Below are 25,799 nucleotides of genomic sequence, written 5' to 3'. Positions count from 1 at the left end.
GGGTATGGCGCTTCTCTCTCTGCTCGCCGGCGTGGCGCTCGGCCTCTCGCTCGCCGCGCCACCCGGTCCGATGAACGCCCTCATCGCGAACGAGACGGTCGTTCGCGGGTGGAAAGCCGGCTTCCGCGCGGGCCTCGGCGCGATGGCGGCGGACGCCGTGTTCTTCGGCCTCGCGTACGGCGGCGTCGTCGCGTTCCTCCAGCACGCGCCCACGCTCCAGGCAGCGATGAAGGTCGCAGGCGGGGTGCTCCTCTGCTACTTCGCGTACGGTGCCGCGCGGAGCGCGCACGCCGGCGCCGAACGCACCGATTCCGGTGCGGGCTTCCGGAAGACGTTCCTCGCCGCGCTCACGAACCCGATGCAGGTCGTCTGGTGGCTGACGGCGGGCGTCGCGCTGCTCGACCCCGGCACCGTCGAGGCGTTCGGCTACGCGCTCACCGTGTCGAACGGCGCGCTCACCATCGTCGGCTTCTTCGGCGGCATCCTCATCTGGATCACGGGCTTCCCGGCGACGCTCCGAGCGGCGGGCGAGAAGGTGGCGTCGCTCGAACGCGTCGTCGGCTACGCGAGCGCCGTCGTACTCGTCGCCTTCGGCGTGCTGTTCGTCGCGGGCTCGCTCCCGGTGCTCCTGTAGCGCTCAGTCCATCCCCGGGACTTCGCCCTCGAGCCACTCGCGAAACCAGCGCACGCGCTTGAGGCGCTGGTGGGCGATGGACTCGGCGGTGTCGCTGTGCACGCGCGACTCGGCGTCGCGGCCTCGTTCGAGGACGCGTTCGACCATCTCGGCGGCGTCCATGTGGGTGCGCGCCTCGTAGCCCATCCGCAGGAGCATGAGTGCGGTGCCGTTCGCGCCGACCTTATCGAGCATGTCCGCCTCGACGAGACAGCGACTCTCCAAGTCGAGATCCGAGAGGTCGTCCGTGTGCGAGTGGCGTTCGACCGCGCGACAGACCCGGTCGACGAACGACGCCGGATACTCGCCGTGCGTCTCGAGGTACTGGCGCGCGACGCGCGCGCCCTCCTCCGCGTGGACCTCCTGGTCGGCGTCGAGCTTCGCGATGTCGTGGAACAGCGCGGCGACGCGCACGACGTCGACGTCCGCGCCCTCCTTCTCGGCGATGTCGGCGGCGAGTTCGCGGACGTTGACGATGTGGTTGAAACGGTACTCGGCGGAGTGCCACGGATACCAGCGCATCCGGCCGCCGTCGTCCTCGTTCTCGACGCTGGCGGCGAGGTAGTCGTAGACGAAGTCCTCCATCGCCGCGAGGTCGTCCTCGGAGACGCCCGATTCCTTTATCTCGACACCCATGCCGTCACCTCCGGTGGGGGTTCGTGTCGCGTTGTCATTGTTGTCTCAATAGAGGCCGGTTTCGCTCTTTAGCCTTTTGCAGGCGACGACCCCCGGAAAATCAGGTGTCGAGGTCGGCGCGCTCGCCGGGCTTGCGGGCGTCTTCGACGGCTTCCTCGCAGGTGAGCATCGCCTCGGTCCGGTCATCGCCCTCGATGTCGACGTGCTCGACGACGCGCCAACCGTCGGTTTCGTGGACGACGCCCTTCACCCAGTCGCCGGCGGCGAGCACGAGCGCTTCGGTGACCTCGACGGCCTCGGAGTCCTCGGTGCGGACGGCTTCCTCGCGCTCGACGGGGACGACGAGGTCGAAGGCGTCGGCGTCGTTGAGCGCGGCGACTTCGGTGGTCGTGAGCGGGCGACTCGGGAGCGACGAAAGCGTGGACATGACTCCTCGAACGGTCCGCGCGAAGAAAAGGCCATCAATCGAGCGGTGCAGTCACGCGCCCTCTCGCGGCGCGCGCCGCGTCGGGCGGGAGTGCGTCCGCTACTCCAGCGAGAGCTCGGGCGGCTCGCCGTTCCAGCCGTAGGAGAGAACGACGAACCCGACGGCGAGGAGGCCGACGAGCACGAACCCGGTTCGCGCCAGCTTCCAGAGTGTACGCAGTACGCTCATACCCGCATGCCACAGCGACGAGGCACATAAGTCTGCCCGCTCCGCTCCCGGCGATACGGCTATGCGTCCCGGGCACCGAGGGGAACGTATGAGCATCGAGCACGAAACCGACGGCGGCGTCGGCGTCGACGCCGAAGCCGACCTCCGCGAGCGCGTCGAGACGTTCCTCGCGCGCAACTTCCCCCCGATCTCGATGCACGGCGGGACGGCCGGCGTCGACGCCGTCGACGCTGATTCCGGCGAGGTCCGGCTCGCCCTCGGCGGCGCGTGCTCGGGATGCGGTATCTCCCCGATGACCGTCCAAGCCATCCAAGCCCGCCTCCCGTAGGAGATACCCGAACTCGACACCGTCCACGTTGACGCCGACGGCACCGGGATGCACTTCTAGAGCGGTCGCAGAAACGTCAGAACCCGCCTATAGTCCCGGGCGGATTCGAACCGCCGTCAACGGCTCTCTTCCGTGTCGGCCGGAACCGAACACGTCCAAAGGCCGCTATGATTGGCCACTACACCACGGGACTGCGCTCCGCCTCTCGTCCCGTATGCGACGCCACCTCTGCGACGGATGCTACGGGACTCACTTCGATAGTGTGGCCGAGTGCTACTAAGGGGTTACTCTTCGCGTCGCGCGGACGTGGGGGTCTCATCAGTCGGGAGTCCGGTGGAGAAGGGAGTACCGAGAGTCGCGCGTCGTGCACGCCGCGAGGCGGACGCCGAGTCAGTCGCCGGCTTCCGTGCCGGCGTCCGCCTCGCCGAGTTCCTCGACGAGGTGCGAGCAGGCGTCCGCGTCGGCGTCGAAGCAGTTCGGGCAGTCGGGTTCGCGCTCGATGATCATGTCGAGGCGGTCCGCGACCGTCTCGTCGATAACCGCCTCGAGCTGGCCGGCTTCCGCCCGGTACTCCTCGACGTCGAGGACGTTCGCGAGGAAGCGCTCGAGGACGCAGTAGGTCGCGAGCGCGTCGCGGGCGCGCGCCTCGCCGTCGTCCGTCAGCGTCGCGCCCTTGTACTTCTCGTGCTCGAGGAGGCCGCGGTCCGCGAGCTTCCCGACCATCTCGTTCGCGGACGCCGGGCTGACACCGAGTCTGTCCGCGAGCGCGCCCGTCGACGCCGGCCCGTCCTCGAGGCGCTGGACGAGGAAGACGGCTTTCAGGTACTGGTCGGCGGTGTTCACGATGCGGCCTCCGTGGTTGTGTGAGCGTTCATGCGCGGGACTCCATCAGTGCAGCGACCGCTTCGACGCCCTCGGCCTCCGCCGCGCGGATCTCCCGGAGCGTCGAGAGCAGTAGTTCGCGTTCGATACCGAACGTCGCGTCGCTCGCCTCGACGGCCTCGATGAGGTCGTCGTAGAACTTGTACGCGGTCTCCTCCCCGTTCAACTGGTCGTAGAGAACGCCGTCGAAGTCCTCGGGGTCCGTCCGCCCGTAGTGCTCGCGCACGAGGTCCGTGACGTCCACGGTGGCGTCCTCGTCGCAGTCGAGGCGCTCGACGAGGTCCTCGAGACGCTCGCGGTGCTCTGCGGACTCCTCGCGGGCCTCCTCGAGGAGTTCCTCGATGCGGGTGTCGCGCTCCGCGTCCGGCAGGCGCTGGTAGTGCTCGTACGCACGCGCCTCCACCACCTCCTCCAGCACGATCCCGATCTGGAGGAGCCGGGCGAGCTGGCCGTCCGAGCCGACGCGCGGCGCGACGCTCACGGTGCTCCCTCTCCGTGCGTTCCCAATCGCATATCCGGTACTTGGGCCGCGAGTACGTAAGGCTTTAACCTTCGACCGGCGGCGTCGCGCCCGATACGGCCGGACGCGCGTCGGTCCACGCCCCCTGTCCGAGCGGGCGTCGCCACTCCGGGCGAGGAGCGTTGAGAACCGAGAGACGGCAGAACGGAGAGAGGAGAGAACGGCGGGTCGTCGCGCTTACTCGCGGAGGAGTTCCGCGATGCGTTCCTCTAGGTCCTCGCGGAGCTCGTCGACCTCGACCTCCTCGAGGACGGGAACGAAGAAGCCCTCGACGAGCATGTTCTTCGCGGTCTGCTCGGGGATGGCGCGTCCCTCCATGTAGAAGAGGTCCTCCTGGTCGATCTGGCCGACCGTCGCGGAGTGACTCGCCTCGGTGTCGTGGTTGTTGATGATGAGTTTCGGCGAGGCGTCGGCCTCGGACTCGTCACTGAGCATCAGCGTGTTCTCGCGCTGGTAGCTCGAGGTGTCCCACGCGTCGCGACCGACGTCCTGCACGCCCTCGTAGACGCTGCGCGCCTCGTCGTCGATGACGCCGCGCGTCACGAGGTCCGCGGTCGTGTGCTCGTTGCGGTGCCAGACCTTCGAGTCGAGGTCGAAGTGCTGGTCCTCGTGGCCGAAGAACGCGCCGACGATCTTCGTCTCCGAGGACTCGCCCTCGAGCAGGGTGGAGACCCCCGTCTTCGTGAGGCGGGAGCCGAGGTTGCCCTCGATCCAGTTCAGCGTCGAGTACGTGTCGGTGACGCCGCGCTTCAGCGTGTAGTTGTACGTGGACTGATCGAAGTCCTGGAGCGAGCCGTACTGGACGTAGGCGTTCTCGCCGGCGGCGACTTCGACGATGCCTGAGTAGTAGCGCTCGTCGGAGTCGTTCGCCTCGTTCCCCGTCTCCTGTCGCTCGAGGATGGTGACGGAGGCGTTCTGGTCGGTGACGACGAGCGTGTAGTTGAACAGGGACGTCCCGTTCATCGTCGTCCGGATCTTCACGTCCTCGGCGTCGACGTTCGAGGGGACGTAGATGACCGTCCCGGTCGTGAAGAGCGCGGTGGAGAGCGCCGTGAGGCGGTTCTCCTCGGGGTCGACGACGCTCCCGAAGTGCTCCTTGACGAGCTCTTCGAGGTCCGCGTCGTTCAGCGCCTCGTGGAACGGCACCACGGTCGCCTGGTCGTCCGCGACCCAGTCCTTCTCCTCGGTCTGGTCGAACGGCTCGACGAGCGCCTCGAAGTCGAGGTCCGCGAGGTTCGTCCACGTCCGGCCCGGCGTCTGGATGACGTCCGGGTAGTCGAGGTCGGAGAGGGCTTCGAGGGCGTCGAGGCGCTTCGCGCGGAGCCACTTCGGCTCGTTGCGCTCCTCGGCGATCCGCTCGACCGTCTCCACGTCGATGCCGGCGTGGAACTGTTTCGCTCCGCTCATGTTACCCGAGGCTCCCCTCCATCTCGAGCTCGATGAGGCGGTTGAGCTCGACGGCGTACTCGATGGGCAGTTCTTCCGTGATCGGCTCGATGAAGCCGGCGACGATCATCTGCTTCGCGTCGTCGTCGTCGAGGCCGCGGCTCTGGAGGTAGAAGACGTCCTCGTCGCCGATCTTCCCGACCGTCGCCTCGTGGGCGACGTCGACTTTGGACTCGTTGATCTCCATGTACGGCATGGTGTCGCTGGTCGACTCGTTGTCGAACATCAGCGCGTCGCACTCGACGGACGTCGAGGAGTCCTCGGCACCGTCCGCGATGTGGACGAGGCCACGGTAGTTCGTGCGGCCGCCGTCCTTGCTGATGGACTTGGACTCGATGGTGGACTTCGTGTCGGGCGCGTTGTGGTAGACCTTCGCGCCGGTGTCGATGTCCTGCCCCTCGCCCGCGAAGGCGATGGTGATGTGGTTGTCCGTCGCGCCACGACCCTTGAGGATGGTACACGGGTAGAGCATCGTGGCCTTCGAGCCCATACTGCCCGAGACCCACTCCATCGTGCCGTTCTCCTCGACGATGGCGCGCTTCGTGTTGAGGTTGAACGTGTTCTTCGACCAGTTCTGCACGGTCGAGTACTGCACGTGGGCGTCCTCCTTCACGAAGACTTCGACCCCGCCACTGTGGAGGTTGTGCGTGCCGTACTTCGGCGCGCTACAGCCCTCGATGTAGTGGACCTCGGAGCCCTCTTCGGCGATGATGAGCGTGTGCTCGAACTGACCCATCCCCTCCGAGTTCATCCGGAAGTAGGCCTGCACGGGCATGTTCACCGTGACGTCCTCGGGGATGTAGACGAACGAGCCACCGCTCCAGACCGCGCCGTGGAGCGCCGCGAACTTGTTGTCGCTGGCGGGGACGCACTTCGTCATGAAGTGCTCCTTGACGAGTTCCTCGTGCTCCTGGACGGCCTCGTCCATGTTGCAGAAGACCACGCCCTTCTCCTCCCAGCGCTCCTGCATGTTCTGGTAGACGACCTCGGACTCGTACTGCGCGCCGACGCCGCTGAGCGCCTCGCGCTCGGCCTCCGGGATACCGAGTTTCTCGAAGGTGTCCTGAATCTCGTCCGGGAGGTCCTCCCAGTTCTCCGCGCCGCCGCGCGTCTCGACGTCGGGGCGGATGTACGGGACGATCTCCTCGACGTCGAGTTCGGAGAGGTCGGGCTGGCCCGGCCAATCCGTCGGCATCGGCATCTTCTTGTACTGCTTGAGCGCGCGGAGGCGGCGCTCGAGCATCCAGTCGGGTTCGTCCTTGTCCTCGGAGATGAGTCGGATGGTCTCCTCGGTCAGTCCCTTCTCGGACTGGAAGGCCGAATGCTGCTCCTTCTTGAACTCGAAGCGCGCCTCGGTGTCGGTCTCTTGTAGGTTCTCTTCTGAACTCATGATTGTATCTTAAGCCGCGTTGTAGACCTGCTCGCGCACCCAGTCGTACCCCTTGTCCTCGAGCTTCTCGGCGAGTTCCGGACCGCCCTCCATGGCGATTTCGCCGTCGAGCATGATGTGGACGGTGTCGGGTTCGACGTAGTCGAGGATGCGCTGGTAGTGCGTGATCTGCAGGACGCCGGTGCCCTGCTCGTCGCGAAGGGCGTTGATGCCGTTCGCGACGTCCTGAAGGCGGTCGATGTCGAGACCGCTGTCGATCTCGTCGAGCACCGCGATGGTGGGCTCGAGCAGGGCCGCCTGCAGGACCTCGTTCTGTTTCTTCTCACCGCCGGAGAAGCCGGCGTTGAGGTATCGGTGGGCGAACTTCTCGTCCATGTCGAGGAGCTCCATCGTCTCCTTGAGCTTCTGCTGGAACTCGGCGACGCCGATCTCGCCCTCGTCGGCGGGCCCCTCCATCGGGGAGGTCTCGTAGCCCGCGTCCTCTTCTTCGTCCTCCTCCTCGTCCTCGCCGAAGAGCAGCTCCTCGCGCTCCTCGACCTTCGCGTTCAGCGCGGTGCGGAGGAAGTTCGTCATCGTGACGCCCTCGATCTCTGCGGGATACTGGAAGGCGAGGAAGACGCCGAGCGCGGCGCGCTCGTTCGGTTCGAGTTCGAGGAGGTTCCACGTGCGGGCGTCCTCGGGGACCGCCTCGACGTCGTCGAAGTCGCCCTCCTCGAGGTGGAGGAGGATCTCGCCCTCCGTGACCTCGTAGGCGGGGTGGCCGGCGATGACCTTCGACGTGGTGGACTTCCCGCTCCCGTTCGGCCCCATCAGGGCGTGGATCTCGCCGGAGGAGACCTCTAGGTCGACGCCGTGAAGGATCTGTTCGTCCCCCTCGGCGACTTCCGCGTGGACGTTCTTGAGTTCGATCGTAGCCATTGGTTATGTCGTTCTCAACAACGCCCGCGCGCGGGATTAAGGTTACGCATTCTACCCCCTTGAGTTCGCAGAGAGAAAAAACGTTTTTCGGTTCTGGAAACCCCTGCCTCAGTCGCGCGGTTCGTCGTCGCCGAGCAGGTCGAGGTACTGCGCGATCCACTCCGGGTGGTCCGGCCACGCCTGCCCCGTCACGAGGTTACCGTCCGTCGTCACCTCGTCCACCCACGAGCAGCCGGCGGCCTCGCACTCCGGACGGACCGCCGGATAGCTCGTCATCTCGTAGCCCTCGAGGACGCCCGCGGCCGCGAGGATCTGCGGGCCGTGGCAGAGCGCCGCCACCGGCTTCTCCGTCTCGAAGAAGTGCCGGACGGTGTCGAGGACGATCTCGTGCGTCCGCAAGTACTCGGGGGCGCGCCCGCCCGGCACGACGAGGCCGTCGTAGTCGGCGGGGTCGACGTCGCTCATCGTCGCGTTCAGCTGGAAGTCGTGGCCGCGCTCCTCGAGGTAGGTCTGGTCGCCCCGGAAGTCGTGAATCGCCGTCTTCACGGCGTCCCCGGCCGCCTTCTCGGGGCAGACGGCGTCGACCTCGTGGCCGACTGCCTGAAGCGCCTGAAACGGCACCATGATCTCGTAGTCCTCGCCGAAGTCACCGACGACCATCAGGAGTTTCTTTCCCATGGGTGTCACCCACACGAGCGTAGGCGCCGCGCCGGCTTAGTCGTTCGCCCGCCTACATGTAGGAGCCGAGGCCGGTCTGGGTCTGTCCCGACTCGACCTCGTCCCACGTGACGCCGAGCGCTTCCGTGATGCGCTCGATGGGGCCCTTCAGCGTCTTCTCCAGCATCGTCTCCCAGTCCACCTCGAAGGCGTCCGGTATCTGGTCGGCGTACTCGTAGCAGATGACGTCCGGGTCGCGCTTGAACTCGATGTAGAGCGGGTCGTCCTGCAACTCCGGGCGGTCGGCCTCGAGTTCGCGGAAGAACTCCGGATGCACCTTCTGCAGGTAGAGGCGCTTCGGCTTCGACCCGCGCTGGAAGTTCGTCCCGAGGAGGAGGTTCGCGTACTTCGCGCCCCGGACCTGCGCGGTGTCGGTGTCGTAGTTGTCGAGGCGCTTCCCGATCCCCCCCGGAATCCCGACGTCGTCGAGGTCGACGTCGCCGTCGCGGAACTCCTCGATGACGCCGTGGACGTGCTCCTTCACGGCGTCCGCCTCCTCCCCGTGGACGATCATGTCGATGACCTGCTTCTGGACGTCCTTCGTGATGGGCGCGATATCGCTTCGCTTGTACTCGAAGCCCGTGATGTCGATGTCGTCGACGTGCTTGCCCTCCTTCCAGACGATGTGGCCGGCGTAGCGCTTCTTCTTGCCCGCCTGGAAGAACCGTCTATATAGCTTCTCGAACTCGATCTCGAAGAAGTGCTCCTCGGCGTCGAGTTCCTCGCGCGCGAACTCGTCGTAGCGGCCGTTGATGTACTCCTCTATCTCGAAGGACTGCCCGATGGCCTCCTCGGTCTCGACGTCGCCGCCGAGTTCGAGCATCACGGAGTCCGTGTCCCCGTAGGCGATCTCGTAGTCGAGTTCGCCCGCGGCGTCGGCGGTGAACTCGATGACGTCGCGACCCGTCGCGGTGACGGCGGCGCCCATCTCCTTGTCGTAGAGGCGGAAGCGCTCCCAGCCCAGCACGCCGTAGAGCGAGTTCATGATGACCTTCACGGCGGCCTGCTGGCGGTCGTAGCGCTCGTACTCGTTCGTTCCGGGGTCGTGGTCGTTGCGGAGCCCCTTCTTCTCCTCGCGCTCCGAGAGCGTCTCGTCGATGATCTCGCGGATGATGCCGTCGGGCTCCTCCCGGAAGTGCGTCCCGTTGGGCGCGCGGAAGGTGTCGCCCGCGTACTCGTCGGGGTCGACCTTCGTCTCCGGGGAGGCGTTGATGGTCATCATCGACATCGGGTAGAGGCTCTTCAGGTCGAGCACCGTCACGTTCTCCTTCACGCCCGTGATCGGGTCGAAGACGGCGCCCCCCTCGTAGTCCTCGGACTCCTGGCGCCCCTTCGAGGGGAGCGCGAAGCGTCCGTGGGCCTTGTGGAGGACGTAGACGTCCACCGCGTCGCCCGGCGTCGTCGCGTCCTCGAGCTTACAGCCGACGAACGTCGAGACCTCCTCCCAGAAGGAGACGACGTCCTGTTTGCTGTCGATCTCGACGCAGAGCTCGACGTCCCTGACGTTGTACTCCAGGAGGCGCTCGGGGTCGTCCTCCCAGAGGTCGCCGATGTCGCCCGCGTAGCGCTCCTTCCCGACGCCGAGTTCCGTCTCGGCGACGGCGTCGAGCCGGTAGGAGTCGAGTTCGGAGAACTGGGTGCGCTGGTAGGCGTAGAGGAGGTCGAAGACCACTCGCCCCTTGATGTTCGGGCCCTGCCAGTCCGAGCGCCACACTTCGTTCACGCGCGAGAGGCGGTGGTAGGAGAGGTCGTGGTCGGTGCCCGCGTCGAGTTCCTCGAGGCGGTCGATGAAGTAGGGCGCGTCGAAGTCCGAGAAGTTCCATCCGGTGAGGACGTCGGGGTCGGTCTCCGTGAGGTAGGTGAGGAAGGCCTCGAGCATCGCCTCCTCCGTCTCGAAGACACGGACGTCGACGGTGGCGCCGGCCTCGGCGTCGAGGAGGTCGTAGTCGTCGAGGTCGTCGGGCGCGGGCGCGTCGCCCTCGTTCGCCGTCTGGAGCCACGCGACGTACTCGTCGCGGTAGCTGTCGTGGCTGGTGAGGCAGACGATGGGTTCTTCGCCCTCCTCGGGGAAGCCGTTGCGGTCGTCGACCTCGATGTCGAAGGTGTTCACGCGGAGGTCGGCGGACGCCTCGACGGCCTCGACTTCGTCGTGGCGGACGACGAGTGCGCCGTCGCTCTCGGCGCGGCGGGCGGGCACGCGGATCCCGCTGTTGACGTCCTTGTCGATGAGGAAGCGGTTCGGGAAGAGGATGTCCGCCTCGTAGTGGTCGTACTCGTCGCGGATGTTCCCGACGTCGCGCGGGGTTCGCCCGAATATCTTCGTGAGGTCGTCGCCGCGGATCGACTCGTAGCCCCCCTCGTGGCCGGTGATGACGTCCTTCGCGAGATCGTCCTCGGTGAGGGAGTCGGTGGGCGCGTAGAAGTACGGGCGGAAGCCGTGGACGCGGACGTGCTCGACCGTGTTCTCGCTCGTCCGACCGAAGACGTGGATCACGGGGCGCTCGCGCTCGCCGGAGCCCTCGACGGTGTAGTCGACCTGCGTCACCATCAACTCGAGCGTGGCGTCGACATCGGGGAGCGCGCCGGATTCGGCGTCGAACACCTCGCTGACGACGGGGTCGTCGTCGCCGGCGACGTATCGCGCCTCCTCCTCGGGGCGGGCGGCGGCGTCGCCGTCTGCGTCGCCGCCGTCGCCGCCGGCCGAGAAGTCCGTGAGGCTGGCGTTCGTCATTACCGTCTCGTAGCGTCTACGGTCCTAAAAGCCCGCGCCTTCGCCGCCGACGCGCGCGGCCGTGACGTCCGCCCCGCCGGCAAACTGGCAGACGGCGCCGCGTCTTGCGGGCGTCATTTGGGGAAAGGTATATAATATGGTAACACATAGCATAGGCCAGAGGTGAAAGACGTGTCCGATAATGCCACGCAGGACGACGAGCACGGGAATCACGTTCCCCAGCTCCCCGAAGGCGACGACCCCAGAGAAGGCATCGAGACGTACGAGACCGGTGATGGGGTCGTGCTCTACGACTCGGAGAACCCCCTCGCGTGGCTGAAGGCGACGCACGCGGTCCCCCTCGGTGATCAGCGCTAACTAGCAACGCTCTTAACGCGCCCCGTTCCTTCTTTCGCTCGTGAAGAACCCGCTGACGCCCGCCAGCGAGGCGGCCGACGACGAGCAGGACGCAGAGGAGTCGAACGTCGACCTCAGCGACCCGCTCCAGCGCCAGTTCGTCTACCTCGTCGTCGTCTTCAACGTCGCCGTCCTCGCCGCCGCCGTCGGCCTCATGCTCCTCTACTTCCGTGGCCAACTCCTCCTCGGCGGCGGCGTCGCGCTCTTCGGGTTCGCCGGACTCGCCTACGGCCTCTACACCTATCGCGGCGTCCAGCGCGAGATCGACGCCGGCGTCCACGACGCCCCCGAGGAGACGGACGCGGACGAGTCCGCGTGAGGCGACACGCCTAACCCCACGCCGACCCACAGTTCGAGCGATGCGGACCGTTCGCGACGCCGACGGCCACACCTACCTGCTCGTGAAGGAGTCCACGGAGAGCAGCCTCGTCCGCGACCCCGAGACCGGCGCGGAGACCCATCTCCCGAACGACGAACTCGAATCAGCGGGCGGTACCGACCCGCTCGAGGCCGCCGCGCGCGCCGTCCCCGAGCCGACGCGGCGCGTCCTCACCGTCGCGCGGACCGAGCGCGCGCTCGGCCTCCTCTGCGAACTCCGCGAGCGCGGCGCCCTCCCCGTGCGCACCGTCCTCGCCGAGTACGACCTCTGCGAGAGCGACGTCCACGGCCTCTTCACGGAGTTCCGCGCCGCCGGTCTCGTCGCCGAGGCCGAGGTGTACGGCGAGCGCGGCTACGAACTCACCGACGCCGGCGAGGCCGGTGTCGATGCCCTCCGCGACTAGTCGAGGGTCGCCGCGCTCTCCGCCTCGATCCCCTCGGTGACGTGCGAGCGATTCGACGTCGCGTCCTTCTCGACGTGCAGGAGGTCGTCCGCCGCGCCGACGAGTTCGTCGTCGTGGCTCACCACGAGGATCTGCTCGACGCCGAGTTCGCGCATCGACTCCACGAGGTCGACGAGCCGCGAGACGTGCCCGGCGTCGAGGAAGACCGTGGGTTCGTCGAGGATGAGCGGCGGGAGCGGCGCCGAGCCCTCGATGCCCTCCGCGAGCAACCGGTAGACCGCACAGCGTAGCGAGAGGTTGAACAGCGCGCGCTCGCCCCCGGAGAGCTGGTCGGGCTCGAGCGTCTCGCCGTCCTTCTGGTAGACCGTGAGCTCGTAGTCGCCGTCGAGTTCGAGGCGCGCGTAGGAGTCGTTGCCGTAGACGAGGTCGAACGTCTCGTTCAACAGGCGCTCGAGCTTCTCGACGTTCCGCTGGCGGAGCTCGGTCCGGAGGGTGCCGTACATGGCCTCCAGCTCCTCGGACTCACCGACGAGCGACTCGACGGCGTCGACGCGCTCCTGTGCGGCGTCGCGCTCCTCCCGGAGGTCCTCGAGGTCCGCGATCTCCTTCTGCAGGACGGTGATCCGGTCGCGCACGTCGTCGCGTCGCTCGCCCAGCTCGTCGAGTTTCTCGGTGACTTTCTCGAGATAGTCAGCGGCGCGCTCGCGCTCCGCGTGCGCGTCCTCGAGGCGCTCCTCGTCGAACTCCGCTTCGAGCTCGCGCTTGCGCTCGCGTTTCTCCGCGAGGCGCTCACGGCGCTCGTCGTTCACGTCCGCGAGGTTCTCGCGGCGTTCGCGGGCGCTCTCGAGGTCGTTCGTCGCGCTCTCGCGGTCCGCGAGCGCGTCCGCGAGGTCGTCCAGCGTCGCCACGCGCGACTTCAGCTCGGCGAGGCGGCCGTTCAGCGCGCCGAGTCGATCGCGCGCCTCGTCCGCGCGCTCCTCGGCATCCGTGGCGGCCTCCCGAGCGTCGTCGGCGCGCTCTTCGAGGTCGGCGGCCTCCTCGCGCTTCGAGTCGGCGTCGGCGCGCGCCGACTCCACGGCGTCCGCGTGGCCGTCCCGGAGTTCCACGACGTCCCGCTTCCGGGAGGCGAGGCGTTCGACCTCGCTCTCCGCGTCCACGAGCGCGTCCGCGCGCTCGAGGCGCTCCTCGACGTCGGCTTTCTCCTCGCGGACGGCCGCGAGGTCCGCTTCGAGCGATTCGACCTCGGCGCGGCGCTCTTCGAGCGCGTCGACGTGCGGGGAGCCCTCGACCGGCTGGCCGCACTCCGGGCACTTCCCGGCCTTGCGGAGGGCTTCGGCCTCCTCGACGGCCGAGCGCGCGGCCTGTAGGTCGCCGCGGATCTCGGACTCGCGCTCGCGGACGGCCTCGAGGTCCTCGCGGAGCGACTCGCGGTAGTCCGCCGCGTCGCCGACGTCGACGGGTGCGTCCGCGAACGCCTCGCGCTTCGCCTCGATGGCGTCCTCGATGTCCGCGATGCGCTCGTCGGCCTCGGCGACCTTCTCGGCGGCCTCGCGCGCCTCGCCCTCGAGTTCGGCGGCGCGTTCGCGGGCGTCCTCGGCGCGCTCCGCGAGGTCGGTGGCGCGCTCGCGTTTCGCCTCCGCCTCGCTCGCGTGCGACTGGATGGCCGTCCGGCAGTCGCCGTGCGCCTCCTGCACGTCGTCGCGCTCGTCGGCGGCCTCGGCGCGTCGCTCGCGCACTACTTCGACGGCTACGGCGTCCGCGTCGGCGTCGAGGTCGGCCTCGGTGAGCAGGTCGGCGACGCGTTCGTCCAGCGCCTCGACGCGTTCACGGGCGTCGGTGACGGTCTCCCCGAGTGCCTCGCGCTCGCGCTCCGTCTCCGCGATGGCCTCCTTCAACTCGTCGACCGTTTCCGCGAGGTCCTCGAGCTCCGCGCGCTTCTCGGCGTACTGCTCGACGATGCGCTCGGCCTCCTCCTTCGTCTGCTGAGCCTGCTCGCGGTTCGCCTCGAAGTCCTCGATCTCGTCCTCAATCTCCGCGAGCTCCGTCTCGCGCTCGTTCAGCTCGGCGTGCAGGTCGCGCTCCTCGTACTCCGCGACTCGCTCGTCGAGGTCCGCGAGGCGCTCGCGCTGGCGGTCGCGGACGGACTGCACGCCCCGACGGGCCTGCTCGGCGCGCTGGCGGTAGTCCTCGAGCTTGCCGAGCTGGAGGAGGTCGTCGATCATGTCCTGGCGCTCCTGCGGGCTGGCGTTGATGAGCTTGTTCACCTCGCCCTGCCGAACGTACGCGCAGTTGACGAAGGCGTCCGCGTCCATCCGCAGGAGGTCGACGACGTAGTCGCGGACGTCGCGTGCGCCCTCGATGGTGTCGGTCGGCGTCTCGAGCGTGCAGTCGGCGGTCGTCGCGCGCTCGCCGGTGTCCCGCACGCGCCGGTGGAGGTGGAAGGACGCGCCGGCGTGCGTGAACCAGAGGTCGACCTCGGCCTCCTCGGCGCCGATGGTGACGATCTCGTCGAGGGTTCGGTCGAGCGGCGTCGCGCCGTAGAGCGCGAAGAAACACGCCTCGAGGAGCGAGGACTTCCCGCTCCCGTTCAGGCCGTGGATGACGGTGACGCCCGAGTCGAGCGAGGCGTCCGCGTCGGCGTAGCACTTGAAGTTCGAGAGGCGAACGCGGTCGATCCTCACAGGTAGTCCTCCACGGTGGTGGTCGTCGGTTCGTCCTCGCGCGCGTCGGCCGCGCCCTCGGTCTCGCGGTCGTCCGCGGGCTCGGTCCTGGATTCGCCGTCGCGGCCGTCGTCGGCCGCCTCGAAGGCCGCGAGGTCGCCCGCGTCGACGAGGTCACGGACGCGCTCGGCGACGGCGTCCCGGACGTTCGAGTCCGCGACGTCGCCCTGCCGGACGGTGTCGTCGATGCCGCGCGCGGCCTCGCTCAACCCGAGGTCCCGGACGCGCTCGCGGACGGCCTCGTCAGGGTCGGCGAACGACACCTCGTAGTCTGCCTCGACGGACACCTCGCGGCGGTCGTTCACGCGCGTGACGAGCGCGCCCTGCTCGTCGCCGAAGCGCTCGACGTCCGCCGGCGTCACCTCGCCGCCGTCGCCCTCGATGGTGACGATGACGACGGCGTCCTCGAGGGACTCCTCGCGGAGGCGCTGCCGGACGCGCTCGCCGTCCTCGCCCTCGGCGAGCTCGAGGTCGACGAAGACGAACTCGCGGGTGTCGATGCCGCGTCGCCGGACGTGGACGCCCGCGCCCGTCTCGCCGGCGTCGCCCTTCTCGGCGCGCTCCCCGCTCTCATCGCTCGCGGCTCCGCCGCTCGTCGTTCGCGGCGCTTCGCGCCGCGTTTCGTTCCCCGATCGGTCGTCCGACGCCGCCTCGCTGCGCTCGTCGTCTGCAAACTCGACGACGTTGTAGCCGCGCGGGTCGCGTTCGCTCGCGCTCGCGCGCTCGGTGGACCCGCAGTAGGTCGCCCACGTGCCGTCCACCCGGACGGTGTCGGCGGTGTGGTCGTCGCCGAGGAGGACGGCGTCGAACGCGACGGTCGCCTCCTCGAGGACCTCCTCCAAGTCCCAGTCGCCGTGGGGGAACGGCGCGAAGAGGCCGTGCGAGACGAGCGCGGTGTGCGCGGCGTCGCGGGCGGCGAACTCGTAGTCGAGGTCGTCGCGCTTGGACTTCGGGACGTGGTCCATCCCGTAAAAGACGGTGTCGCCGACGCGGCGGCCCTCGCTATCGAGGCGTTCGGCGAGGCCGAGCGTCTCGAAGAGGTCGAGCCACTGGGCGTGGCGGGTGCCCTCGTGGTTGCCGACGACGGCGAGGAAGGGGATGTCGGCCTCGGCGAGCGGTCGGAGGACGTCGATGGTCCCCATGAGGTCCTCGAGGCCGGGCGTGCGGTCGTGGTAGAGGTCACCGGCGTGGACGACGGCGTCGACGTCGTCCGCGATGGCGTCCTCGACGACCCGCCGGAAGGCGTCGAGGAAATCCTGCCGGCGGACGGGGGAGTGGTACTGGCGGTACCCGAGGTGGGTGTCCCCCGTGTGGATGACCTTCGTCATGTACCGGAGTTGGCCGTTCGGTCATAAGTATGCAGCGCCGACCGGCGGCCGTTTCGCGGCGCGCGTCAGGCGTCGAGGGAGAGCGTGTAGAGGCGCTTGCGGGCGTCGGTGAAGGAGAACCGGGACTCGACGACGTCCTCCTCTTCGAGGCGATTCAGCGCGTAGCGGACGGTACGCGGCGGCAGCAGCGTCTCCTCGGCGAGCTCGCTCTGCGTGAGCGTGTCGTTGTACTCCAGCACCTTCGCCACCAGCTTCGCGCTCGGCGGGAGGTCCCGAACCCGCTCGAGCGTCTCCTCGTCCGCGGCCTGTATCGCGCTCATTACCGGAGACGATGCGATACTCTAAGATAATATTTGTGCTTCTTCTGTATTACTGTGGAGCATCCACCGGTCAGGTAGTCGTGGAGAACGTGGACCACCCGAAGCCTCTTAAGAATCTGCGCCCTAGCGAGTAGCGATGACTGACACCGTCGACGACGTCGAGCTCCCGTACGAGGAGGGGGCGCCTCAGCAGGAGAAGATCGAGGCTCTTCGGGAGCGCCTCGACGTCCTCGAGGAGCAGAACGAGGAGATGCGGGACAAGCTCCTCGACGCGAACGCCGAGAACAACAAGTACCAGCAGAAGCTCGAGCGACTCACCCACGAGAACAAGAAGCTCAAGCAGTCCCCGCTGTTCGTCGCCACGGTCCAGGAGCTCAACGACCGGGGCGCCATCATCAAACAGCACGGGAACAATCAGGAGGCGCTCACCGAGGTCACCGAGGAGCTCCGCGAGGACCTCGAGCCCGGCGCGCGCGTCGCCGTCAACAACTCCCTCTCCATCGTGAAGCGCCTCTCCGACGAGGCGGACGTCCGCGCGCAGGTCATGCAGGTCGAGACGTCCCCCGACGTCGGCTACGAGGACATCGGTGGCCTCGAGGAGCAGCTTCGGGAAGTTCGGGAGACCGTCGAGCTCCCGATGGAGGACCCCGAGCTCTTCGATACGGTCGGCATCAACCCGCCGAGCGGCGTGCTCCTGCACGGGCCGCCGGGGACGGGGAAGACGATGATGGCGAAGGCCGTCGCCGCCCAGACCGACGCGACGTTCATCAAGATGGCCGGCTCCGAGCTCGTCCACAAGTTCATCGGCGAGGGCGCGAAGCTCGTTCGGGACCTCTTCCAGGTCGCGCGCGACCACGAGCCCGCCGTCGTCTTCATCGACGAGATCGACGCCATCGCCTCCAAGCGCACGGACTCGAAGACGTCGGGTGACGCGGAGGTCCAGCGCACGATGATGCAGCTCCTCTCCGAGATGGACGGCTTCGACGAGCGCGGAGACATCCGCATCATCGCCGCCACCAACCGCTTCGACATGCTCGATCGGGCCATCCTGCGTCCGGGCCGCTTCGACCGCCTCATCGAGGTCCCCAAGCCCGACGAGGTCGGTCGCGCGAAGATCTTCGCCATCCACGCGCGCGACATGAACGTCGCGGACGACGTGGACTTCGACGTTCTCGCCCGCGAGAGCGAGGAGCTCTCCGGCGCGGACGTGAAGGCCGTCACCACGGAGGCCGGCATGTACGCCATCCGCGACGACCGCACCGAAGTCCGGATGTCGGACTTCCGGAGCGCGATGGAGAAGCTCGACCACGACGACGAGCCCGACATCTCGCAGACGTTCGCGTAAGCGGGACTCGACGGCCCGCATCCCGTTTTTCTCCTCTCTCATCTCTCCGCACTCGCCGAGCCTGCCGACCCGGCCGGGAAATGATTACTGGTAGCGTGTCACGGCCTCGTGGCCGTCGCGACGCTCGCGACGTGTGTGGAGCGGGTCGCGAGAAGATGTGTGGAGCGGGTCGCGAGAAGAGGGTGGTCGCGCCGGCGTTCAGCGGTCGACGATGTCGCTGATCTGGCGGGCTTCGCCGCTGATTTGGGGGTCGTCCTCGACTATCCTGAGGACTTCGTGGTCGGTGACGTCGAAGTAGTTCTTCTGCGTGGCGTCCTCGACGAGGTCGCGTTCGAGGCGGAACTCCGTGCCCTCGTAGACGACGTCGACGCCGTCCTCGCTGAAGGAGAGCGTGGTCATATGCCGAGCTATGTCGTCGCCGCGTAAAAGGGGCGCGTCGGACGGGCGACCGACGAGTCCTTTATGCCGATGGGGCGGTTCCGTACGGCCGTGCTCGGTTCGGACCCCCTCGACCGGTTGCGGATCCCCGACGGAACGACCGTCGAAGAACACGACGTCGTGAACGACGGCGACGTCCTCGTCGGCGGGCAGAGCACGGTCGAACTCGGGGTCCGCGCGCAGAACCTCGTGGCGGGCGAGCGCGCGCGCTTCGGCGGCGACATCGAGGCGGAGGGCGACTGCCGCCTCGATATGTGGTGCGACGTCGAGGGGAACGTCCTCGCGGGCGGCGACGCCTACCTCGGCGAGCGCGTGCACGTCGGGGGCCGCCTCGTCGTCGGAGGCGACCTCGACATCGGCGACGACGTCGACATCGAGGAGGGCTTCGAGGCGAACGGCTGGATCGTCATCCGGAACCCGATGCCGACGGTGGTCTTCTTCATGGCGTACCTCGCCCAGCTCCTCCGACTCGGCGAGGAAGCCGAAGCCCAGGAGCTCATCGACGACCTGACGGCGGAGACGGAGGCCGACCCGATAACGATTCCGCGCGGGGCGCGCGTCAGCGACGACGCGTGGCGGGTATCGACGCCGGCGGAGGTCGGCGCGGAGTGTCGCCTCCACGGCAACGTCCGCGCGACGGACATCGAGGTGGGCCGCGAGTCGAACCTCTTCGGCAGCCTGCGCGCGCAGGGCGACGTCGTCGTCGGCGAGGAGACGAAGGTCCACGGGGACGTGACGACGCGCGGCGGCGACGTCTACATCCGCGAGGGCGCGCTCGTCCTCGGCGACGTCTCCGGCCAGAACGTCGTCATCCACCCGGACGCGGACGTGGACGGCGGCATCCGGGCGCGCGGCGAGATGACGCTCGACCGGGACCCGACGCGGGACCCCGAGTAGGCCGCTCCAACGGAACGGACGGACACACGAACGGCGAGCGAAGCGAGCCGTGAGTGAGGCACGCGAACGCGGGCGGCGCGAGTGAGTCAGCTATTTGCGCGCCGCGACGAACACGCGACTATGAGCGACGGCGACGCGACACCGAGCGCGCACCACTACGGAATCACGGTCGCGGACCTCGAGGACTCGCTCGCGTTCTACCGCGACACGCTGGGCCTCGACGTCCTGAGTGAGTTCGAAGTCTCGGGCGAGGCGTTCGCCGAGGGCGTCGGCGTCGAGAACGCCAGCGCCGAGTTCGCGCACCTCGACGCCGGCGGCGCGCGCGTCGAACTCGTCTCCTACACGCCCGAGGGCGCGGACGCTCGGGGCGGGATGGTGAACGACGCGGGCGCGAAGCACCTCGGCCTCTCCGTGCCGGACCTCGATGCGTTCCACGACGCGCTTCCCGAGGACGTCGAGACGCTCGCGGACGGCCCGCGCACGACCGAGAGCGGGACGACCATCCTCTTCGTGCGCGACCCGGACGACAACCTCGTGGAGATCGTGGAGGCCTGAAGCGAAACGGCCTTCTCGCCCTGTCTGCTACTCGGGCGCATGCTCTCTCTGGCGCTCGCGGGGAAGCCGAACGCCGGCAAGTCCACCTTCTACACGGCGGCGACGATGGCGGAGGTCCAGATGGCGAACTACCCGTTCACGACCATCGACGCGAACCGGGGCGTCACGCACGTCCGCACGACGTGTCCCTGCGTGGACCGCGAGGAGCGCTGTGGGAACGAGAACTGCCACGACGGGAAGCGCTACGTCCCCGTCGAGCTGCTCGACGTCGCGGGCCTCGTCCCGGGCGCCCACGAGGGGCGCGGCCTCGGCAACCAGTTCCTCGACGAGCTGACGAACGCGGACGCCATCCTGAACGTCGTGGACGCCTCCGGAGGGACGGGCCCGGAGGGCGAACCCGTCGAGGTGGGAGCGCACGACCCGATGGAGGACATCGACTTCGTGGAGGAGGAGATGGACCTCTGGCTCGCGGGGATCGTGAACCGGAACTGGGAGTCCGTCGAGCGCAAGTCCCGAAGCCCCGGCTTCGACATGGAGGAGGCGCTCACCGACCTCCTGACGGGGTTCGGCGCGAGCGAGTACGAGGTGATGGCGACCCTCCGGGAGATAGACTACCCCGACGACCCCATCCAGTGGACGGACGCCGATCGGGAGGCGCTCGCGCGGGACCTCCGCGCGCGGACGAAACCCATCGTCGTCGTCGCGAACAAGATCGACGTCGCGCCGGCGGAGAACATAGAGCGCCTCATGGCCCTCGACAAGCCCGTGATCCCGGCGACCGCACAGGGCGAGCTCGCGCTGCGGCGGGGCGCGGAGGCGGGCGCCATCGACTACGACCCGGGCGACGAGTCCTTCGCGGTCGTCGGTGACCTCCCCGACGAGCAGGCGGCGTTGCTCTCGGCGCTCCGCGAGACGATGACCGAGTACGGCGGGACGGGCGTCCAGCGCGCGCTCGACCACGCGGTCTACGACCTGCTCGACCGGATAACCGCCTATCCGGTACAGGACGCCTCGAAGTGGACGGACGGGACGGGGACCGTCCTCCCGGACGCCTTCCTCCTCCCCCGTGACTCGACGCCGCCCGACCTCGCGTACGCCGTCCACTCGGACATCGGCGACGGCTACCTCCACGCGGTGAACGCCCGCACCTCCCGGGAGGTCGGCGAGGACTACGAACTCGAAGAGGGCGACGTCATCAAGATCGTGAGCACGGCGAAATAGTCGGCGAGGCGGTTCGACGCGTGCGCCTCAGGCCCCGCACGTTGGTGTCGGTGCGCTGTCGCGGTCGTCGTTCCCGCGGATGATGCGCCCGATGAGGTCGTCGATGTCGGGGGCACCACCGCGACGGTCCGGTTCGTCGCTCGGATACGTGGGTACAGGCATGGTGAATCCCCCGTGATATACTTTCTGGTAGAGGAACGTAAAGCTATCCCCCGCGAACGTGCCGGAGACGCGGTGTGTCCGCCTCGGCGTCAGTCCGTCAGGTCGGCGACGCGGTCTTCGAGGTCGGCGAGCGCCGCCGCGACCTCGGCCTCGTCCTCCCCCGTGACCTTCAGGCGGTTCGGCCCCTCACCGGAGGGGTAGCTCCCGACGGCGACGTCGAACGCGCCCCGAACGGCGTCGAGTGCCGGCCCGAGCGCGCCCTCGGGCGCGCCCGTGTATATCGTCTCCGAGACGACGCTCCCGCCGAAGTCCTCGGCGACGCGGTCGAACATCGCGTGCACCTCGTCGGGGACGCCCGGGAAGACGTAGACGGCGCCCGCGTCGCCCTCGGTGGGGACCTTCGTGCCGGGCGAGAGCCCGGGGTCGTTCGGGAGGACGCGAGCGTCCTCGGGGACGGCCGCCCACGCCTCCACGTCCAGGTCGAGGTCGAAGCGCTCGGCCTCCTCGGGGTTCGCGTCCCGGTAGGCAGCGGCGGCGCGCTCGACTGCCTCGCGCGACGCCTCGGGCACGTGGAGCTCGCGGTCGGTCGCGTCCGCGACGGCGTCCATCGTCACGTCGTCGTGCGTTCCACCGAGGCCGCCGGTGACGAGGACGGCGTCGTAGGCGTCGCGCCACTCCCGGACGTAGTCGGCGATCGTCTCGTGCTCGTCCGGCACGACGAGCACGCGGCGGACGGACGCGCCGCGCGCGGAGAGCTGGCGGGCGAGCCACGTCGCGTTCGTGTTCTCGGTGTCGCCGGCGAGTAACTCGTCGCCGACGGTGAGGAGTGTGACGTCCATACGGGAGTAGAAGCGGGCACGACGATTAAGCGGTGTGGCGCCGGCACGTAACGGCCCCAAAACACGACACCGCGGCGTGCGTCCCCCGACACATGACGGAGTTCGGCTACGCGCTGTCGAGCGAGGAGCACGGCGGGAGCGACCTCGCTGCGCTCGCCGCCGAGGCCGAGCGGCGGGGATTCGACTTCGCGCCGATCTCGGACCACTACCACCCGTGGATCCGCCAGCAGGGCGAGGCGCCGTACGTGTGGAGCAGTCTCGGCGCCATCTCCGAGACCACCGACGACCTCGAGGTGGGGACGGGCGTCACGGCGCCGATCAACCGCCAGCATCCGGTGACCCTCGCGCAGGCGACGGCGACCACGGCGTCGATGCTCGACGGCCGGTTCTTCTTCGGCGTCGGCACCGGCGAGCGCCTGAACGAGCACGTCACCGGCGAGCGCTGGCCGCCCCACCACGAGCGCCTCGCGATGCTCGAGGAAGCCGTCGGTGTGATCCGCGAGCTCTGGCGCGGGGAGATGGTGAGTCACGACGGCGAGCACTTCACGGTGGAGAACGCCCAGCTGTTCACGCTCCCGGCGGATGACCCGCCGATATACGTCTCCGCGTACGGCGACCGCACCGCTGGGAAGGCCGCCGAGATCGGCGACGGCCTCGTCTGTGTCGGCCCGCAGGAGCGCGTCGTCGAGACCTATCGCGACGCGGGCGGCGACGGGCCGACGTACGGCCAGCTCGCGGTCTGCTACGCGGAGACGGAGGAAGACGCCGTCGAGACCGCCTACGAGTGGTGGCCGACGGGCGACCTCCCCGGTGGGGTGAGCTCGGAGCTTCCGACGCCCGCGCACTTCGAGCACGCCTGCGAGGACGTGACGCGCGCGGATATCCGGGACGGGCACACGCTCACTGACCCCGACCCGGCGGCGCACGTCGCCGCCCTCGAGGAGTTCGTGGACGCGGGCTACGACCACGTCTACGTCCACAACGTCGGGCCGAATCAGGAGGCTTTCTTCGACTTCTACGAGGAGCGCGTCTTGCCGGCGTTCTGAGCCTCGTGGGCCGCGTCGCCGAGCGCGTCGAGGTGGGCGCCCTGCTCGCGGACGAGCGCGTCCGCGGCCTCCTCGACGCGCGTCCAGTGGCAGGCGTAGCGGAGGCCGTCGTCCTCGCCGCCGCCCGTCACCTCGTGGGTCCACTCGTCGGGGGCGTCCGTGACCGCGACGTGGAAGAAGTGGCGGCGATACGTCTTCGGCTTCGAGGGATGTCGCCACTCGTCGGTGGCGACGGCGTCGAGGAGTTCGGCGTCGGCGAGCCCCGTTTCCTCGCGCAGCTCGCGCACGACGGCGTGGGCGGGGTCCTCGCCGGCCTCGATGCCGCCCTTCGGCACCTGCGGCCCCTCGCCGTCCGGCGGCTCGAAGACCAGCAGCTCCGCGCCATCGGATCGGGTCACGTACGCGTACGCCTTCTCGACGACGCGTCTCCCCTCAGTCATATCTAGGCAGTTCGCGCGTCGCCGGTTAAAGTACTCCGGTCAGTGAGCCGCCCGCCCTCGGGCGGCCTCGCGACTAGCGCGTCGCGGCCGTCGCGTCGCGCATCGCGTCGAGCGCCGCCTCGATGTTCTCCATGCTCGTCGCGTACGAGATGCGCGCGGAGCCCGCACCGCGCTCGCCGAACGCGTCACCGGGGACGACGACGACGCCGCGTTCGAGCACTTCCTCGACCCAGCCCTCGGGGACCTTCGGCATCGCGTAGAACGCGCCCCTCGGCGTCGGCACGTCCAGCCCCATGTCCTCGAGGCCGTCGAGGAGGACGTCGCGGCGCTCCTCGAACGCCGCCACCATCTCGTCGACCGGGTCCTGCGGGCCGGTGAGCGCGGCTTCGGCGGCGTACTGCGCGGGCGCGGAAGCACACGCCTGTGCGTACTGGTGGACGCGAAGCATCCGCTCGACGCGCTCGGTCGCCCCCGTCACCCAGCCGAGACGCCACCCGGTCATCGAGTACGTCTTCGAGCAGGCGTTCACGACGACGACGTTCCCCGCGTCGTCGAACTCCAGCGGGGAGCGGTGCTCGCCCTCGAAGACGATGTGCTCGTACACCTCGTCGCTGATGCAGAGCACGTCGTACTCGGCGGCGATGCGCGCGAACTCGCGCATGTCCTCGGGCGAAGCCACCGCGCCCGTCGGGTTCGCGGGCGAGTTCACGACGAACGCCGCCGTGTCCTCCGTGATGTGCTCCTCGACCGTCGCCGGGTCGAGCGTCAGGTCGTCGCGCAGCGGCAGCCCCACCGGCTCGCCGTCCGCGAGCTTCGTCAGCGCGTCGTAGGAGACGAAGCCCGGGTCGGGGAAGAGCACTTCCTCGCCCGCGTCGACGTGCGCCTCGATGGCGAGGTGGAGCGCCTCGCTCCCGCCGGAGGTCGCGATAACATCTTCCGGATCGACGTCGAGGCCGTTGTCGCGCGCGTGCTTCGCGGCGACCGCCTCGCGAAGGCTCCGCGTGCCCTTGTTCGACGTGTAGCCGTCAGCCTTCCCCGCCTCGATGGCGTCGATGGCGCCCCGTCGGGCGTGCTCGGGCGTCGGGAAGTCGGGTTGGCCGAGGCCGAGATTGATCGCGTCCTCGTCCGCCGCCTCGAACACCTTCCGGATGCCGCTGATGTCGATGGACTCCACGCGTCGGGAGAAGTCGCTCATACGCGAAGGGGCGGCACGGACCCGATTAAAGGGACCGGGTTCGACTCACAGCGAGCTCTTGATCTTCTCGAAGAAGCCCTGCTCGACGTCGACCTCCTCGCCGCCGGCTTCCGCGAATTGCTCGAGGGCCTCGCGCTGCTCCTCGTTCAGGGAGTCGGGCGTCACCACCTGCACGGTGACGTAGAGGTCGCCCTGTCCGCGCCCGCGCAGTCGCGGCATGCCCTTCCCGCGCAGGCGGAAGCGCTCGCCGCTCTGCGTCCCCTGCGGGACGTCGAGTTCGACGGCGCCATCGAGCGTCGGCACCTCCACGCTCGCGCCGAAGACGGCCTGCGGGAAGGAGATTGCGTGGCGGTGTTCGAGGTCGTCGCCGTCGCGCTCGAACTCCGGATGGTCGGCGACCGACACCTCGATCAGGAGGTCGCCCTTCGGCCCGCCGTTCTCGCCGGGCGCGCCCTCGCGCTCCATGCGGAGCGTCTGGCCGTCCGCGATGCCGGCCGGCACCTCGACGGTGAGCGTCGCCTCCCGGCGGACGGTGCCCTGGCCACTGCACTCGCCGCAGTTCTCGCTGTATATCTCGCCCTCGCCGCCACAACGCCGACACTCCTGACGCTGCTGGACGCGACCCAAGGGCGTCTGCTGGACGCGCGTCGTCTGGCCCTGCCCGTCGCACTCGGGGCAGGTGCGGACGTCCGCGTCGGCGGGGTGGCCGCTCCCGCCGCATTCCCCGCACTCCTCGGGTCGGCGCACCGTCACCTGCTTCGTGGCGCCGTCGTAGGCCTCCTGCAAGTCGATGCTGAGGCGGGTGCGGAGGTCCTGACCCTGTCGGGGGCGGTTCGGGTCCTGTCGACCGCCGCCGCCGAAGAACTGCTCGAAGATGTCGTTCATCCCGCCGGCACCGCCGCCGCCCATGCCGCCGAACGGGTTGCCCTGGCCGCCCATGCCGCCGGCGCCGCCCATCCCGCCGTCGCCGCCGGGGTCGGCGCCGTGCTTCTCGGCCTCCGTGTAGCGTTCGTGGCCGAGTCGGTCGTAGGCCTCGCGCTTGTCCTCGTCCGTGAGCACCTCCTTCGCCTTCTGGATCCGTTTGAACTTCTCCTCGGCGTCGGGCTCGTCGCTCACGTCCGGATGGTACTGCTTGACCTGCTCGCGATACGCCTTCTTGATCTCGCTCTCGTCGGCGTCACGACTGACCCCGAGCGCGTCGTAGAAGTCCTGACTCATC

The 25,799-nt window shown here is 68.7% G+C and carries 28 protein-coding genes, 1 tRNA gene and 1 pseudogene; 10 read left to right on the top strand and 20 right to left on the bottom strand.

Features of this window, described 5'->3' with window-relative positions:
- Positions 1-4: 4 nt before the first annotated feature.
- A complete protein-coding gene (locus tag IEY12_RS14725; RefSeq protein WP_188884416.1) occupies positions 5-634 on the top strand; it encodes a LysE family translocator in 630 nt (209 codons plus the stop codon).
- Positions 635-637: 3 nt separating this feature from the next.
- On the opposite strand, the gene IEY12_RS14720 is transcribed toward IEY12_RS14725, so the two are convergent.
- From IEY12_RS14720 to IEY12_RS15910, 3 genes are all read right to left on the bottom strand, one after another.
- A complete protein-coding gene (locus tag IEY12_RS14720) occupies positions 638-1,309 on the bottom strand; it encodes an HD domain-containing protein (protein WP_188884415.1) in 672 nt (223 codons plus the stop codon).
- A gap of 100 nt (positions 1,310-1,409) precedes the next feature.
- On the bottom strand, positions 1,410-1,736 hold the full coding sequence (locus tag IEY12_RS14715; RefSeq protein ID WP_188884414.1) for a DUF7964 domain-containing protein: 327 nt from the start codon (positions 1,734-1,736) through the stop codon (positions 1,410-1,412).
- 99 nt (positions 1,737-1,835) lie between these two features.
- The gene (locus IEY12_RS15910; protein ID WP_268246009.1) at positions 1,836-1,964 is read right to left on the bottom strand and encodes a hypothetical protein; all 129 of its coding nucleotides are present in this window, start codon (positions 1,962-1,964) and stop codon (positions 1,836-1,838) included.
- 88 nt (positions 1,965-2,052) lie between these two features.
- Here IEY12_RS15910 and IEY12_RS14710 point away from each other — a divergent pair.
- A pseudogene (locus IEY12_RS14710) lies at positions 2,053-2,289 on the top strand (NifU family protein); the annotation flags it as partial.
- A gap of 93 nt (positions 2,290-2,382) precedes the next feature.
- Here IEY12_RS14710 and IEY12_RS14705 read toward each other — a convergent pair.
- The 8 genes from IEY12_RS14705 to IEY12_RS14670 all read right to left on the bottom strand — a co-directional run bounded on the left by IEY12_RS14705 (position 2,383) and on the right by IEY12_RS14670 (position 10,896).
- Positions 2,383-2,485, bottom strand: a tRNA-Gln gene (locus IEY12_RS14705).
- A gap of 197 nt (positions 2,486-2,682) precedes the next feature.
- Positions 2,683-3,135 carry a metal-dependent transcriptional regulator gene (locus IEY12_RS14700; RefSeq protein WP_123076950.1) on the bottom strand — a complete coding sequence of 151 codons (453 nt, stop codon included), beginning with the start codon at positions 3,133-3,135 and terminating at the stop codon, positions 2,683-2,685.
- A gap of 28 nt (positions 3,136-3,163) precedes the next feature.
- On the bottom strand, positions 3,164-3,655 hold the full coding sequence (locus IEY12_RS14695; protein ID WP_188884412.1) for a ferritin-like domain-containing protein: 492 nt from the start codon (positions 3,653-3,655) through the stop codon (positions 3,164-3,166).
- Positions 3,656-3,871: 216 nt separating this feature from the next.
- The gene (gene sufD / locus IEY12_RS14690) at positions 3,872-5,101 is read right to left on the bottom strand and encodes a Fe-S cluster assembly protein SufD (protein WP_188884411.1); all 1,230 of its coding nucleotides are present in this window, start codon (positions 5,099-5,101) and stop codon (positions 3,872-3,874) included.
- A 1-nt stretch (position 5,102) separates the two neighbouring features.
- Complete coding sequence (sufB, locus tag IEY12_RS14685; RefSeq protein ID WP_370529245.1) at positions 5,103-6,530, bottom strand: Fe-S cluster assembly protein SufB; 1,428 nt, start codon at positions 6,528-6,530, stop codon at positions 5,103-5,105.
- Between the two features lie 9 nt (positions 6,531-6,539).
- Entirely contained in the window at positions 6,540-7,448 is a 909-nt protein-coding gene (locus IEY12_RS14680) for an ABC transporter ATP-binding protein (protein ID WP_188884410.1), read from the bottom strand.
- Positions 7,449-7,556: 108 nt separating this feature from the next.
- Positions 7,557-8,126, bottom strand: a complete 570-nt coding sequence (locus IEY12_RS14675) for a DJ-1/PfpI family protein (RefSeq protein ID WP_188884409.1) — start codon at positions 8,124-8,126, stop codon at positions 7,557-7,559.
- Positions 8,127-8,178: 52 nt separating this feature from the next.
- A complete protein-coding gene (locus tag IEY12_RS14670; protein WP_188884408.1) occupies positions 8,179-10,896 on the bottom strand; it encodes a DNA-directed DNA polymerase in 2,718 nt (905 codons plus the stop codon).
- 162 nt (positions 10,897-11,058) lie between these two features.
- Here IEY12_RS14670 and IEY12_RS14665 point away from each other — a divergent pair, with 162 nt between their 5' ends.
- Genes IEY12_RS14665 through IEY12_RS14655 form a run of 3 tightly spaced genes read left to right on the top strand, consistent with a single transcriptional unit; the run spans position 11,059 to position 12,074 of the window.
- On the top strand, positions 11,059-11,253 hold the full coding sequence (locus IEY12_RS14665; RefSeq protein ID WP_188884407.1) for a DUF7331 family protein: 195 nt from the start codon (positions 11,059-11,061) through the stop codon (positions 11,251-11,253).
- 40 nt (positions 11,254-11,293) lie between these two features.
- Positions 11,294-11,611 carry a DUF7322 domain-containing protein gene (locus IEY12_RS14660; RefSeq protein WP_188884406.1) on the top strand — a complete coding sequence of 106 codons (318 nt, stop codon included), beginning with the start codon at positions 11,294-11,296 and terminating at the stop codon, positions 11,609-11,611.
- A 40-nt stretch (positions 11,612-11,651) separates the two neighbouring features.
- Complete coding sequence (locus tag IEY12_RS14655) at positions 11,652-12,074, top strand: DUF7346 family protein (RefSeq protein WP_188884405.1); 423 nt, start codon at positions 11,652-11,654, stop codon at positions 12,072-12,074.
- Here the strand turns inward: IEY12_RS14655 and rad50 are convergent.
- From rad50 to IEY12_RS14640, 3 genes are all read right to left on the bottom strand, one after another.
- Entirely contained in the window at positions 12,071-14,755 is a 2,685-nt protein-coding gene (gene rad50 / locus IEY12_RS14650; RefSeq protein WP_188884404.1) for a DNA double-strand break repair ATPase Rad50, read from the bottom strand. The two genes, IEY12_RS14655 and rad50, sit on opposite strands and share 4 nt — an antisense overlap.
- Positions 14,752-16,122, bottom strand: coding sequence for a metallophosphoesterase family protein (locus IEY12_RS14645; RefSeq protein ID WP_188884403.1), 1,371 nt, complete (start codon positions 16,120-16,122; stop codon positions 14,752-14,754). Before IEY12_RS14645 ends, rad50 begins: the two co-directional genes overlap by 4 nt.
- 65 nt (positions 16,123-16,187) lie before the next feature.
- Positions 16,188-16,442, bottom strand: a complete 255-nt coding sequence (locus tag IEY12_RS14640; protein ID WP_123076928.1) for a MarR family transcriptional regulator — start codon at positions 16,440-16,442, stop codon at positions 16,188-16,190.
- 136 nt (positions 16,443-16,578) lie between these two features.
- Between IEY12_RS14640 and pan1 the strand changes: the two genes are divergently transcribed.
- On the top strand, positions 16,579-17,787 hold the full coding sequence (gene pan1 / locus IEY12_RS14635; RefSeq protein ID WP_188884402.1) for a proteasome-activating nucleotidase Pan1: 1,209 nt from the start codon (positions 16,579-16,581) through the stop codon (positions 17,785-17,787).
- A gap of 198 nt (positions 17,788-17,985) precedes the next feature.
- On the opposite strand, the gene IEY12_RS14630 is transcribed toward pan1, so the two are convergent.
- Complete coding sequence (locus IEY12_RS14630) at positions 17,986-18,186, bottom strand: DUF5800 family protein (protein ID WP_188884401.1); 201 nt, start codon at positions 18,184-18,186, stop codon at positions 17,986-17,988.
- A gap of 63 nt (positions 18,187-18,249) precedes the next feature.
- Here IEY12_RS14630 and IEY12_RS14625 point away from each other — a divergent pair, with 63 nt between their 5' ends.
- From IEY12_RS14625 to IEY12_RS14615, 3 genes are all read left to right on the top strand, one after another.
- Positions 18,250-19,122 carry a polymer-forming cytoskeletal protein gene (locus IEY12_RS14625; protein WP_188884400.1) on the top strand — a complete coding sequence of 291 codons (873 nt, stop codon included), beginning with the start codon at positions 18,250-18,252 and terminating at the stop codon, positions 19,120-19,122.
- 120 nt (positions 19,123-19,242) lie between these two features.
- Entirely contained in the window at positions 19,243-19,677 is a 435-nt protein-coding gene (locus IEY12_RS14620) for a VOC family protein (RefSeq protein ID WP_188884399.1), read from the top strand.
- Positions 19,678-19,716: 39 nt separating this feature from the next.
- Complete coding sequence (locus tag IEY12_RS14615) at positions 19,717-20,898, top strand: redox-regulated ATPase YchF (protein WP_188884398.1); 1,182 nt, start codon at positions 19,717-19,719, stop codon at positions 20,896-20,898.
- Positions 20,899-20,925: 27 nt separating this feature from the next.
- Here the strand turns inward: IEY12_RS14615 and IEY12_RS15905 are convergent, their stop codons facing one another.
- Positions 20,926-21,060, bottom strand: coding sequence for a hypothetical protein (locus tag IEY12_RS15905; RefSeq protein WP_255494050.1), 135 nt, complete (start codon positions 21,058-21,060; stop codon positions 20,926-20,928).
- Between the two features lie 89 nt (positions 21,061-21,149).
- Complete coding sequence (locus IEY12_RS14610) at positions 21,150-21,899, bottom strand: competence/damage-inducible protein A (RefSeq protein ID WP_188884397.1); 750 nt, start codon at positions 21,897-21,899, stop codon at positions 21,150-21,152.
- A 92-nt stretch (positions 21,900-21,991) separates the two neighbouring features.
- On the opposite strand from IEY12_RS14610, the gene IEY12_RS14605 reads away from it, so the two are divergent.
- Complete coding sequence (locus tag IEY12_RS14605; protein ID WP_188884396.1) at positions 21,992-22,945, top strand: TIGR03557 family F420-dependent LLM class oxidoreductase; 954 nt, start codon at positions 21,992-21,994, stop codon at positions 22,943-22,945.
- On the opposite strand, the gene IEY12_RS14600 is transcribed toward IEY12_RS14605, so the two are convergent.
- From IEY12_RS14600 to dnaJ, 3 genes are all read right to left on the bottom strand, one after another.
- Positions 22,915-23,385, bottom strand: coding sequence for an NUDIX hydrolase (locus IEY12_RS14600; protein WP_188884395.1), 471 nt, complete (start codon positions 23,383-23,385; stop codon positions 22,915-22,917). The genes IEY12_RS14605 and IEY12_RS14600 overlap by 31 nt on opposite strands.
- 73 nt (positions 23,386-23,458) lie before the next feature.
- A complete protein-coding gene (locus tag IEY12_RS14595; RefSeq protein WP_188884394.1) occupies positions 23,459-24,580 on the bottom strand; it encodes a pyridoxal phosphate-dependent aminotransferase in 1,122 nt (373 codons plus the stop codon).
- A 45-nt stretch (positions 24,581-24,625) separates the two neighbouring features.
- Positions 24,626-25,798, bottom strand: a complete 1,173-nt coding sequence (gene dnaJ / locus IEY12_RS14590; protein ID WP_188884393.1) for a molecular chaperone DnaJ — start codon at positions 25,796-25,798, stop codon at positions 24,626-24,628.
- Between the last annotated feature and the right edge of the window lies 1 nt (position 25,799).

The sequence above is a fragment of the Halarchaeum grantii genome (assembly GCF_014647455.2).
In the GTDB taxonomy this organism is placed as follows: Archaea; Halobacteriota; Halobacteria; order Halobacteriales; family Halobacteriaceae; genus Halarchaeum; species Halarchaeum grantii.
The sequence above is the reverse complement of the archived record's forward strand: the minus strand, read 5'-3'. Positions and strand labels throughout refer to the sequence as shown.